The sequence below is a fragment of the Micromonospora sp. NPDC050276 genome, assembly GCF_044459545.1.
In the GTDB taxonomy this organism is placed as follows: Bacteria; Actinomycetota; Actinomycetes; order Mycobacteriales; family Micromonosporaceae; genus Micromonospora.
Genome location: NZ_JBITJA010000012.1, coordinates 76,180 through 88,239 on the forward strand (window position 1 = coordinate 76,180; position 12,060 = coordinate 88,239).

Sequence of the window (12,060 nt, forward strand, 5' to 3'; positions counted from 1 at the left end):
GTCCAGGAGGACAACGCCGTATGGCCAAGATGATCGCGTTCGACGAAGAGGCGCGCCGCGGCCTCGAGCGGGGCATGAACCAGCTCGCCGACGCCGTAAAGGTGACCCTCGGCCCCAAGGGCCGCAACGTCGTGCTCGAGAAGAAGTGGGGTGCCCCCACCATCACCAACGATGGTGTGAGCATCGCCAAGGAGATCGAGCTCGAGGACCCGTACGAGAAGATCGGCGCTGAGCTGGTCAAGGAGGTCGCCAAGAAGACCGACGACGTTGCCGGTGACGGCACGACGACGGCGACCGTCCTGGCCCAGGCCCTGGTTCGCGAGGGCCTGCGCAACGTGGCCGCTGGCGCCAACCCGATGGCCCTGAAGCGGGGCATCGAGGCTGCGGTCGCGAGCGTCTCGGAGGAGCTGTCCAAGCTCGCCAAGGACGTCGAGACCAAGGAGCAGATCGCCTCCACCGCCTCCATCTCCGCTGGCGACAGCACCGTCGGCGAGATCATCGCCGAGGCGATGGACAAGGTCGGCAAGGAAGGCGTCATCACCGTCGAGGAGAGCAACACCTTCGGGCTGGAGCTGGAGCTCACCGAGGGTATGCGCTTCGACAAGGGCTACATCTCGGCCTACTTCATGACCGACCCGGAGCGTATGGAGGCCGTCTTCGACGACCCGTACATCCTGATCGCCAACAGCAAGATCTCGTCGGTGAAGGACCTGCTCCCGATCCTGGAGAAGGTCATGCAGTCGGGCAAGCCGCTGCTGATCATCGCCGAGGACCTGGAGGGCGAGGCCCTGGCCACCCTGGTGGTCAACAAGGTCCGTGGCACCTTCAAGTCGGTCGCCGTCAAGGCGCCGGGCTTCGGTGACCGCCGCAAGGCCATGCTGACCGACATCGCCATCCTCGCCGGTGGCCAGGTCATCAGCGAGGAGGTCGGCCTCAAGCTCGACGCCGCCAGCCTCGACATGCTGGGCCGCGCCCGCAAGGTCGTGGTGACCAAGGACGAGACCACCATCGTCGACGGTGCCGGTGACGCCGAGCAGATCCAGGGCCGGGTCAACCAGATCCGGGCCGAGATCGACAAGAGCGACTCCGACTACGACCGGGAGAAGCTGCAGGAGCGGCTGGCCAAGCTGGCCGGCGGCGTTGCGGTGATCAAGGTCGGCGCGGCCACCGAGGTCGAGCTCAAGGAGCGCAAGCACCGCATCGAGGACGCCGTTCGCAACGCGAAGGCCGCCGTCGAGGAGGGCATCGTCCCGGGTGGTGGCGTCGCGCTGGTGCAGGCCGGCAAGACCGCCTTCGACAAGCTCGACCTGGTCGGCGACGAGGCGACCGGTGCGAACATCGTCAAGGTCGCGCTGGACGCCCCGCTGCGGCAGATCGCCGTCAACGCCGGCCTTGAGGGCGGCGTCGTGGTGGAGAAGGTCCGTAACCTCGAAGCGGGTCACGGTCTCAACGCCGCCAACGGCGAGTACGTCGACCTGCTGGCCGCGGGCATCATCGACCCGGCCAAGGTGACGCGTTCGGCGCTGCAGAACGCCGCTTCCATCGCGGCGCTCTTCCTCACCACCGAGGCCGTTGTCGCGGACAAGCCGGAGAAGACCCCGGCTGCCCCGGCTGGCCCGGGTGGCGGGGACATGGACTTCTGAGTCCAGTTCCGACACCGAACGGGGCGGGCCGCTGACGCGGTCCGCCCCGTTCGTCGTCAGGTGGGTAGGGGACGCTGGTTGCGCCGTTTCTGTGCCCGGTTGTACGGCGGAGGCAGGTGGATCGGCGCGTCCACCATCTCCTGCGGCTCCTCGACCGGCGATGGCTCACCGTCGGTGGTCATCTCGGCCAGTTGCTCGGCATCGCCGTAGTCGAGCCGGTCGAACGGCAGTTGGCCGGGGAGTTCACCGATCGGTTTCCAGGTGATCGGCGGGCCGTCCTCGGTCTGGTTGTCATCCGTGGTCATGGCTGCCTCCTCTACCGAAACGGTAGGGGGCGTCGATGGCCCGATGCGGGCGAATGGATCCATGTCCCGTTTGACGTGTTTATTCCGTCAACGTCCGTCGGTACAGGAAGAAGACCCGCTCGATCCAGGCGCCCGCGCTGCCCGAGTAGAACGGCACCGGCCCCACCCAGCCGATCTGTGCCCGGTCCAGCCCTGCCGCCCGCTGGTCGCGTAGGCAGCGCCGCAGCAGCACCCCGCCGATGCCCGACCCCTCGGCGGCCGGTGCGGTGCCCATCGGCCCGAACCAGCTCGGCCGCGACGACCCGTACGCGGCGAAGCCGAGCACCTCGCCGTCCCGCTCCGCCAGGTGGCAACCGGCGTCGGCCCGCCCGACCGACCCGGCCAACTCGCCGTCCCAGGTGCCGCCGAAGGTGGACCGGGCGAACGCCGTCAGCGCCGGCAGATCCGCCGGCTCCGCCCGGCGTACGGTGACACCCTGATCGGCCAGCCGCCGCTCCGTCGCTTCGGTGGACCGCAGTGCCGGCGACCCGTCGTACGACAGGTCGGCGGTCATGTTCCAGGCGGTCCGGTCCTGCTGGTAACCGAGCGCGAGGGCGGCGCAGACCGCCGGCGTGTAGCGGACGTCGATGCCCGGCCACGCGTAGTACGGCGGGTTCCCGGCCAGCAGCACCTCGGTCACGCCGCGCTCGGCGAGCACCTGCTCGGCCCGGCGCACCAGCGAACGGCCGACGCCTCGGCGGCGCTGCTCGGGGAGGACCGCGACCAGGTCGACGTGCCCGATGCCCGGCTCGGTCGACGACTCCGAGCAGATCAACACCCCGACCAGGTCCGCGCCCCGGTACGCGCCCAGCGCCACCACCTGTCGGTCGGCGGTGGCCCGAGGCCAGAGCACGTCCACGATGGGGTTCGCCTCGGTGGCGTCCTCGGGCAGGTCCAGTGCCTGCTCGCAGAGCTGCACGACGGTGGGGGCCAGGTCGGCGGTCAGCTCGGTGACGGTGATCTCGGCGTCCATGGTCGCCGACCCTAGATCACCAGGTGCCCGGGCCGCACCCCCATCCGACGCTTCAGTAAATAAGCCTGCCTATTGCTGGGCGGCACGCACGGCCGCGTAGGCGTCGACCTGGCCGGCGCCCGTGACGTTCGACGGAGCGCCGCAGGCGTCGGAGGGGCTGTCGGAGCGGTAGGTGGGCGTCGCCGCCGTGGCGGTCTCCCGCAGGATCTGCCGGGTCCGGGTCACGTCGCCAACCAGCGCCGGGTTCGCCGACCACATCAGCGCGACCACCCCGGCCACCTGCGGAGTCGCCATCGACGTGCCGTCCAGCGCGGCGTACGTGCCGCCCGGCATGGCCGACACCACGCCCACCCCCGGTGCCAGCACGTCCGGCTTGCCGGTGCCGTCCGGCACCGGCCCGCGCGAGGAGAACTCGGCGACCCGCCGCTGCGCGTCCACCGCGCCCACGGTCAGCACGTCCGCGTACGGGGCCGGCGGATCGTCGATCGACGCACACCATGGCCCGGTGTTGCCGGCCGCGACGGCCACGAAGATCCCGGCGGCGTCCAGCGCGGCGGTGGCTGGCAGCAGGACCCCCCGGTCGCAGCCCTCGATGGGCGGGCAGCCCCACGAGTTGGTGAGCACCTGCGGGGCGCGCTCCGGACGTCCGTCCGTGAACGGGTCGCCGCCGGCCGGAAAGGGCGCCAGCATGAACTGGAGACAGTCCAGGTAGTGCCCGGGGCTGCCGAGGTTGCGATCCAGGTTGACGCAGCCCACCCACTGCGCGTCCGGCGCCACTCCGATGCCGTCCCGCCCGACCGCGCTGCCCACCGTGTGGGTGCCGTGCCCGCCCTGGTCGGTGGGGCTCCGGGTGCCGTCCCACGGGTCGTACCAGGAGTCGTTCCCACCACGGAACCCAGCTCGCAGCGCCGGATGGGTGCCGTCCACCCCCGAATCGGAGCTGCCGACCACGACGCCCGTGCCGGTCACCCCGAGTTGGGACCACACCCGGTCGGCGCCGATCTGCCGGATGTTCCACTCCGGGCCGGTGGGCTTGGGCGCGCTGCCCCGATTCTGCCCCGCCGGGGCCGGCAGCGGGCGCAGGCGCTGGCTGACCAGCACCCGGGCCACCTCCGGCCGGCGGGCCAGCCAGGCCCGCACCGCCGGGCCGCCGTCCACCTCGACGGCGTTGACCAGGTAGTAGGACACCGGGTCGAGGCGCAGCCGGTTCAGCCCTCGAAGCAGGTCGCCCTGGCTCTGCTCGGCGGTCGTCACGAGCCGCCGGTAGACCTCCGTCGCGCGGGCGTCCCGACCGGCCCGACCCGTGCCGGTCGGAAGACCGCTCAGGTCGGCCTGCGCGCGTAGCACCACGAACAGCCGCTCGCCGTACAGGCCCGGTTGCCCGGGACCGAGGTCGACCACGCCGAACGTCACCAGCAGCAGCACGGCCGCCGCCGCGGCGAACCGCCGGTTCGGGGCGCCGGCCGTCGGCCGGGCGAGCAGCACCGCGTACCCGATGGCGACCAGGACCGCGACGGCGAGCCCGGCACCGGCGGCGGCCGCCACCCAGAACGGCACGTCCCGGGTGCCGACCAGCAGCAGGGTGATCTCTTCCGGGTCGGTGAAGGCCAGCGGGCCGAGTGCGGCCAGGCCCACGAGCCAGCCGGTCGCCGTTCGGCCGGCGCGGATGGCCTCGGCGGGGTCGGCGGTGGGCCGCCAGGTCGCGGCCCAGAGCGCGGCCAGGGCGAAGCCCACCGGCGGCAGGGTCAGCAGTGCGGGCAACTGCGCGCCGGACTGGCCGGTCCCGGCCGCGAGCAGTAGCAGCCCGATCCCGGCGACCAAGCCGCCGACCAGCACCAGCCGTGCGGGCCGGGGCGGGCGCCCCACCGCGAACCGGGACCAGAACGACGCGTCCAGCAGGGTCGTGGCCAGCACCCCGAGCGCGGCGGCCGCCAGCAGCGCGAGCGCGGTCTCCAGGAGGCCGCCGAGCGCGCCCAGCCAGGCCCACGGCAGCAGCAGTGCCAACCCGGCGGCGATCGCGAGCAGCGGCACCGGGCCGAGCCCCCGCAACCCCCACTGGCGGCCGGCCGGCTCATGGCCCTGGCCGGCCTCCGGTGCGGCGCTACCGCTCGGCCCCGGGCTGCCGGCGGCCTCCGGTGCGGCGCTACCGCTGGGCCCCGGGCTGCCGGCGGCCTCCGGTGCGGCGTCACCGATCGGCGCCGTGCCACCAGTGCCGTCCCCGGCGGCCAGCATCGCGGCGGCACCGGACGCGCCGCCTGTGTCCGACGCGGCCGTCCGGCGCGCCGACCAGCGCACGGCGAGCGCGGTCAGCACCGCCGCGCCGGCCAGCGCGGCGAGGTACGCCTCGTGGTGCACCGGCGGCACGACCCGCAGCAGTGTGAGCACGCCGAGTACGAGTGCCCCGAGCAGCCAGACCCGCCCCGTGGCCCGGACCGTGGCCGACCGGGGCAGGACGGCCAGGAGCAGGGCGGGTGTGCCCACCAGCACGACGGTGGCCAGGCCGAGCACCGGCCAGAGCCAGCCGACGCGGTCCCGTCCGAAGCCCAACAGCACCTGATCGGTGACCCATCCGCCGGCCTGGGTGGCCACGGTGACCGCCACCGTCCAGCCGCCGACCAACACCGCCGCGACCACCGGCCACGGGGAACTGCGGTCGCTGATTCCGGGGTGTGCGGGCTGACCGTGCATCCGAGAACCTTACGACCACGATGAACAGATTCGGACCGGCGTCGACGTGACGTGCGGTGATCAAGTGATGAAAAGTAGGTCAGAAGCGCCGCTGGTAGCTACTTTTCATCACTTGATCAAGAAGTGGGAGCGGAGGCTGCAACTGGTCATCGAACAGTGCGAAGGCAGGGGCGGCGAATGTCGACCCGCCGGCACGGCGGTTACGGTGGAAGGGTGCGCGACCCCAATATCTCCCGATCCGTCGCCGGTCAGCTCTCACCGGTCCGCCGCGCGTCCGACCTGCGTCGACTGCGCGCCGAGCGCTTCGACGTGTTGGTCATCGGCGGTGGGGTGACCGGTGCCGGTGCTGCCCTGGACGCGGCGTCCCGGGGCCTGAAGGTGGCGCTGGTCGAGGCGCGTGACTTCGCCGCGGGCACCTCCAGCCGGTCCAGCAAGCTCATCCACGGTGGCCTGCGCTACCTGGAGCAGCTGGAGTTCCACCTGGTCCACGAGGCGCTCACCGAGCGCGGCCTGCTGGCCACCCGGCTCGCGCCGCACCTGGTGCGCCCGGTGCCGATCATGGTGCCGCTGCCGGCCGGGCGGGGCCTGCGGGACCTGCCGGCCCGGTTCTTCCGCCGCTCGTACTACGGCGCCGGCGTGGCCGCCTACGACGCCTTCGCCGGGGTCTTCGGCGGTGGCCGGGGCATGCCCCTGCACCGTCACCTGACCCGGGAGGGCGCCCGACGGATCTTCCCGAGTCTGCGGGCCGACGCGCTGGCCGGGGCGATCCGCTACTACGACGGGCAGGTCGACGACGCCCGGTTGGTGGTCACCCTGGCCCGCACCGCGGCCAGCCTCGGTGCCACGGTGGTGAGCAGTGCCCGCGCCGTCGGGCTGATCCGGCAGGCGCGTGAGGTGACTGGCGTCCGCGTCCGGGACCTGGAGGCGCCGCCGGGCTCGCCGGACGCGGAGTTCGAGGTGCAGGCCCGCACCGTCATCGCCGCCACCGGGGTGTGGAGCGACGACATGTCCCGGATGCTCAACGACGTGGGCCTGCGGCCCGGCGTCCGGGTGCGCGCCTCCAAGGGGGTGCACCTGGTGGTGCCCCGCTCGGCGATCACCGGCGAGACGGGGCTCATCCTGCGTACGGCGAGTTCGGTGCTCTTCGTCATCCCGTGGGGCGGGCACTGGATCATCGGCACGACGGACACCGACTGGCGACTGGACCGGTCCCACCCGGCCGCCTCGGCCCGTGACATCGACTACCTCCTCCAGCAGGTCAACACCGTGCTGGACCGGCCGCTGACCACCGCCGACATCGAGGGGGTGTACGCCGGGCTGCGACCGCTGCTGGCCGGCGAGGCCGACTCGACCTCGAAGCTCTCCCGGGAGCACGCGGTCTTCGAGCCGATGCTCGGGCTGCTGTTGGTGGCCGGGGGCAAGTACACGACGTACCGGGTGATGGCGTCCGACGTGGTCGACCGGGCCGCCCGCCGGCTCGGCGGCGCCCGCCCGTCCCGTACCGCCGACCTGCCGCTGCTCGGCGCCGACGGGTACCCGGCGATGTGGCGGGACCGGGCCGACCTGGCGCGCCGGCACGGTGTGCCGGTGGGCGTGGTGGAGCACCTGCTGGAGCGGTACGGCACCCTCACCCTGGACCTGCTGGCGCTGGTCGACGCCGATCCACTGCTGGCCTCCCCGCTGGCCGGTGCGCCGGAATACCTGGCGGCGGAGGTCGTCTACGCGGCGCGAGCCGAGGGCGCGCTGCACCTGGAGGACGTGCTGACCCGGCGGACCCGGATCTCGTTCGAGACCAGCCACCGGGGGCTGGAGTCGGCGGAACACACGGCCGAGCTGATGGGCGCGGTGCTCGGCTGGGACGCGGCCACCCGGGCGCGTGAGGTCGAGCACTACCGCGCCCGGGTGGAGGCGGAGCGGCAGTCCCAGTTGATGCCGGACGACGCGGCGGCGGACGCGGCCCGGCTCGGCGCTCCGGACGTCCGGGGTTACGCGGCCGACCGGGGCGACGGCGACGATCAGGCGGAGCTGCGCCCGTCCGCTAGATGACGAATTGCGACGTTACCGATGGGTAACCATCGATACCGACCCGGATGGTGGTTTCGGACGCTACCTACGGTGGGGTAGGTTTCCGCGCGTGCTAGCCCGCCCGCGCCCTCGTCTACTCGTAGCCCTCCTTGCCCTCGCGCTCGCCGGTGCCCTGACCGGGTGCTCGCTCTTCGACCGGGACAAGCCGGGCACGCCACTGGCGCAACCGTCCGGCGGCGTGGTGGGCGGCGGATCGCAGCTGGAAATCCCCGCCACGGTCGCCGCCGGCCAGGTCAGCCTCATCCAACGACTCGGCGAGGACGGCCCACTGCGCACCCTGAGCGTCGAGCGGAACGGCGCGTGGCAGTGCGTCGACTGCGCCGGGGACGGCGTGACCTCCCGGGGCACCCTCGCACCGGAGCTGACCGAACGACTCCAGGTGCTGCTCGCCAACCCGGCGCTGGCCGACGAGACCGATCAGGCCCGGCGGTACCGGACCACCTGTATCGACGCGCTCACGTCCAGCCTGATCACCTCGACCGGGCTGATCACCTCGCAGGACTGCCCGGGTGAGGAGCGCACGCCGGTCGCCGGTGAGATCCTGCTGCTGCTCACCCAGGCGACCCCGGCCGAGGTCACGGGCTGACCGCAGTCGATCAGAGCACCTTGCCCGGGTTGAGCAGACCGGCCGGGTCGAGCGCGGACTTGATCGCCTGGTGCACCCGGACCCCGACCGGCCCGATCTCCCGGGCCAGCCAGTCCCGCTTGAGCAGCCCCACCCCGTGCTCACCGGTGCACGTGCCGCCCAGGTCCAGGCCGAGCCGCATGATCTCGTCGAACGCCCGCCGGCCCCGCTGCACGCTCGCCGGGTCGGCCCGGTCGACCACGATGTTCGGGTGCATGTTGCCGTCCCCGGCGTGCCCCACCACTCCGATCGGCACCTCGCACTCGGCCGCGATCCGGGCGACCCCGTCCAGGAGCGCGGCGAGTGCGCCGCGCGGCACCGCCACGTCGTCGATCACCAGACCGCCGTTGCCGCCCGGGTAGGTGTCGGCCGCGAACTTCTCCATCGCCGGGTGCGCCAGTCGGCGGGCCTGGAGAAGCGCCGCCGCCTCGACCGCGTCGGTGGCCGCATAGACCTCGTCGGCACCGACCGCCTCGCACACCTCGGCCAGCGCGGCCAGGTCGCCCGCCGCCCGGGTGCCGGTGTCGACGGCGGCCAGCAACAGAGCCTGCGCGTCGGTCCGCAACCCCATCGGCTGGTACGCCTCGATCGCCCGCAGGTGGGTCTGGTCCAGCAGCTCCAGCAGGCTGGGGGTGAGTCCGCGAGCCGCGATCTCGGCCACCGCCGCCCCGGCCGTGGCGGTCGATCCGAAGACCGCCACCAGGGTCAGTGAGTCGGCCGGGGCGGGCCGAAGCGCCACGGTCACCTCGGTGATCACCCCGAGGGTGCCCTCCGAACCCACGAACAGCCGGGTCAGGTCGTAGCCGGCCACCCCCTTGGCGGTACGCCGCCCGGTGCGCAGCACCTCGCCGGAGGCGAGCACGACCTCCAGGCCCAGCACGTACTCGGTGGTCACGCCGTACTTCACACAGCACATGCCGCCGGCGTTGGTGGCCACGTTGCCGCCGATCGTGGACGACTCCCAGGAGCCGGGGTCCGGCGGGTACCAGAGGCCCTGCTTGGCCACCGCCCCGGCCAGCGCCGCGTTGACCACCCCCGGTTGAACCACCGCGATCCGGCTCACCGGGTCGATCTCCCGGATCTCGTTCATCGCGACGGTGCTGAGCAGCACCGCGCCGTCCACCGCGTTCGCCGCGCCGGCCAGCCCGGTCCGCGCGCCCTGCGGCACCACCGGTACGCCGTGACGCGCCGCGGCCTGAACCACGGCGACCACCTGCTCGGTGGTGCGCGGGCGGGTCACCACCAGCGGGATGCCGGCGGCGCACAGGTCGGCCTCGTCCCGCTGGTGCACGCGCAGCAGGTCCGGGTCGGTGAGCACGGCGTCGTCACCGAGCGCGGCGCGCAGGTCGTCGAGGAGCGCGGTGGGGGCCATGCAGCCGAGGCTAGGTCGCCGGCCGGCGATCATCAACATGATCGACTGCGCGGGATAGCTTGGGCACCATGCTCTACCTGGACCGGCCGGCCTGGCCGTGGCGCGGTCGGCTCTGGTCACACCTGATCAGCGACGTGTCGTACGCCGAACTGCACGCCTTCGCCGAAGCACTCGGCGCGCCCCGGCGCGGCTTCGACCGGGACCACTACGACATCCCGGCCGACCGGTTCGCGGCGGCGGTGTGGCTCGGTGCCCAGGTGGTGCCGAGCCGAGAGCTGGTCCGGTTGCTCCGCGCCGCCGGCCTGCGTCGCCCGAAGCACCTGGTCAGCGCGTCTCCTCCGGGTCCCCGGTAAGCGCGGCCAGCTCGCGGCGCACATTGTCCCGGGCGGGTTCCTCCCACCGGCTCGCCAGCGGCGGCAGCCGGAACAGCGCGGGCAGCGCCAGCAGGCCGGTCAACACCGCGGCCCGTCCAGCCCGGAAGGCGGGCTCCGGCACATGGGCGTACTCCCGACGGATCGCCGCCGCGTAACGCTCGTAGTCGGCGGGCGGCGCGGCCAGGACGGCCAGGTCCGCGTCGCAGAGCAGGGCGGCGTCCGGGTCGCCCGGTGTCACCGTGTGGCCGGCGGTGAGCAGCACCAACCGGCGTACCTCGGCCGCCGTGGACGCCGGCACCCCGAGCCCGGTGAGCACACTCTGGGCCAGTACTGCGCTGTCCCGTTCGTTGGTGTCGCCAGCGGCACGAGGGTCGTAGACCGCGTCGTGGAACCAGGCCGCCAGCCGGACCACGTCCGCCTTCCCGGCCAGGTCGGCGTGCTGGTCCACCACCTCGAGCACCGCCGTCAGGTGGGCCAGCGTGTGATAGTGCCGGTGCGGCTCCCGCCACCGGGCGAGCAGGTGCTCCCCGGCCCGGGTCGTGTCCGGTTCGGGCCGCGCGCCGGCACCCCGGGCCGCCGCCCGCCACCGGTCCAGCAGATCAACCACCGCCCGAGTCTGCCGCATCCGTCCGCGACGCGCGGGGCGGGAGGATTCAGTGGGCCCACCTCGGGTAGTCGCGCCCATGGCCGTGGCCCGGGACAAGCGACAGCCGATGGTGCGCCGTACCGCGCTGCGCGAGGGGTTGGTGGACGTCGACGGCGCACGGATCGCCGAGGCCACCGAACAGCTGCGCCACCGTGGCCGGGCCACCCTGCACGACCGGCTGCACCGGGTCCGGATGGCCGGCGGACTGGCCCTGCAGGCCGGGCTGGCTGCCGGCCTCGCGTACCTGATCTCGCACAAGGTGCTGGGCAACCCGCAACCGGTCTTCGCGCCGATCTCCGCGGTCGGCACCCTGGCCGCGTCGGTCGGCCAACGATTCCGCCGAACCGTGGAGTTGATCGTCGGGGTGGGGGTCGGGGTGGCCGTCGGCGACCTGCTGATCTACCTGCTCGGCACCGGGGCGTGGCAGCTCGGCCTGGTGGTCACGGTGGCGATCCTGCTCACGATCTTCGCCGGGGCGAGCGTGGCGATCGTCATCCAGGCGGCGGCCACAGCGGTGCTGATCGTCACGCTGAGCCCCTCCACCCAGAACCTGGAGATCCCCCGCTTCGTCGACGCGTTCCTCGGGGGTGGGATCGCGTTGCTGGTCACGGCGGTGCTGCTGCCACTGAACCCGCTCCGCGTGATCAACCGGGCGGCCCGACCGGCCCTGGACCTGCTCGCCGCCCAGCTCGACGTCACCGCCGACGGTCTGCGCAGCCGGGACCGGGCCAGCATTCAGGGCGCACTGGATCGGCTGCGCAACAACAAGGAGGAGCTGGCCACGCTCGCCGAGGCGGTCGAGGGTGCGAAGGAGACGGTCACGCTCTCCCCGGCCCGCTGGCACCGCCGCAGCGAGCTGGTCCACTACGCGGAGGCGGCCGACCCCATCGACCGGGCGATGCGCAACAGCGGGACGCTGATCCGCCGGTCCGTCACGCTGGTCGAGGACGAGGAACCGGTGCCCGATCCGATGCCGGACGCGATCGGCCACCTCGCCGAGTCGGTCCGGCTGCTCAAGCACGAGTTCGCCGCCGGCGAGGAGCCGGAGAAGGCCCGAGAGCGGTCGCTGCGGGCGGTCAGCGAGGCCGGTCGGGCGTACGGCACCGGGGTCGGGTTCTCCGGCAGTGTGGTGATCGCCCAGATCCGTACGACGGCGAGCGACCTGCTGGTCGCCTCCGGGATCGAACAGGAGGAGGCGAACCGGTGGATCCGCACCGCCTTCGGTGAGCAGGAGCGTCCGGTCGGTGAGCCCGCCGAGCCCAACGAGACGCCGAAGCCACCCACCGCCCCGCCGGTCGGCTGAGCGAGGG

Annotated in this window: 10 protein-coding genes; 5 read left to right on the plus strand and 5 right to left on the minus strand. The window is 73.1% G+C overall.

What is annotated here, in order from left to right; all coding sequences use genetic code 11:
* Positions 1-20: 20 nt before the first annotated feature.
* Positions 21-1,643: a chaperonin GroEL gene (gene groL, locus ACIBF8_RS24455; RefSeq protein WP_030490078.1), complete on the plus strand. Its 1,623-nt coding sequence runs from the start codon at positions 21-23 to the stop codon at positions 1,641-1,643.
* Between the two features lie 56 nt (positions 1,644-1,699).
* Here the strand turns inward: groL and ACIBF8_RS24460 are convergent, their stop codons facing one another.
* The 3 genes from ACIBF8_RS24460 to ACIBF8_RS24470 form a co-directional block, all read right to left on the minus strand.
* The gene (locus tag ACIBF8_RS24460; protein WP_396785893.1) at positions 1,700-1,948 is read right to left on the minus strand and encodes a hypothetical protein; all 249 of its coding nucleotides are present in this window, start codon (positions 1,946-1,948) and stop codon (positions 1,700-1,702) included.
* A 79-nt stretch (positions 1,949-2,027) separates the two neighbouring features.
* Entirely contained in the window at positions 2,028-2,960 is a 933-nt protein-coding gene (locus ACIBF8_RS24465; RefSeq protein WP_396785894.1) for a GNAT family N-acetyltransferase, read from the minus strand.
* 69 nt (positions 2,961-3,029) lie between these two features.
* Complete coding sequence (locus ACIBF8_RS24470) at positions 3,030-5,648, minus strand: S8 family serine peptidase (RefSeq protein WP_396785896.1); 2,619 nt, start codon at positions 5,646-5,648, stop codon at positions 3,030-3,032.
* 228 nt (positions 5,649-5,876) lie between these two features.
* Here ACIBF8_RS24470 and ACIBF8_RS24475 point away from each other — a divergent pair, with 228 nt between their 5' ends.
* A complete protein-coding gene (locus tag ACIBF8_RS24475; protein WP_396786030.1) occupies positions 5,877-7,694 on the plus strand; it encodes a glycerol-3-phosphate dehydrogenase/oxidase in 1,818 nt (605 codons plus the stop codon).
* A gap of 88 nt (positions 7,695-7,782) precedes the next feature.
* Positions 7,783-8,319, plus strand: a complete 537-nt coding sequence (locus tag ACIBF8_RS24480) for a hypothetical protein (RefSeq protein ID WP_396785897.1) — start codon at positions 7,783-7,785, stop codon at positions 8,317-8,319.
* Positions 8,320-8,329: 10 nt separating this feature from the next.
* Here the strand turns inward: ACIBF8_RS24480 and ACIBF8_RS24485 are convergent, their stop codons facing one another.
* Complete coding sequence (locus ACIBF8_RS24485; protein WP_396785898.1) at positions 8,330-9,730, minus strand: FAD-binding oxidoreductase; 1,401 nt, start codon at positions 9,728-9,730, stop codon at positions 8,330-8,332.
* A 68-nt stretch (positions 9,731-9,798) separates the two neighbouring features.
* Here ACIBF8_RS24485 and ACIBF8_RS24490 point away from each other — a divergent pair, with 68 nt between their 5' ends.
* Positions 9,799-10,083: a DUF4031 domain-containing protein gene (locus tag ACIBF8_RS24490; protein WP_396785899.1), complete on the plus strand. Its 285-nt coding sequence runs from the start codon at positions 9,799-9,801 to the stop codon at positions 10,081-10,083.
* On the opposite strand, the gene ACIBF8_RS24495 is transcribed toward ACIBF8_RS24490, so the two are convergent.
* Positions 10,055-10,711 (minus strand): metal-dependent phosphohydrolase, encoded by a 657-nt coding sequence (locus ACIBF8_RS24495; RefSeq protein ID WP_396785900.1) that lies wholly within the window; start codon positions 10,709-10,711, stop codon positions 10,055-10,057. The two genes, ACIBF8_RS24490 and ACIBF8_RS24495, sit on opposite strands and share 29 nt — an antisense overlap.
* Positions 10,712-10,817: 106 nt before the next feature.
* Here ACIBF8_RS24495 and ACIBF8_RS24500 point away from each other — a divergent pair, with 106 nt between their 5' ends.
* Complete coding sequence (locus ACIBF8_RS24500) at positions 10,818-12,053, plus strand: aromatic acid exporter family protein (protein ID WP_396786031.1); 1,236 nt, start codon at positions 10,818-10,820, stop codon at positions 12,051-12,053.
* Positions 12,054-12,060 lie beyond the last annotated feature (7 nt).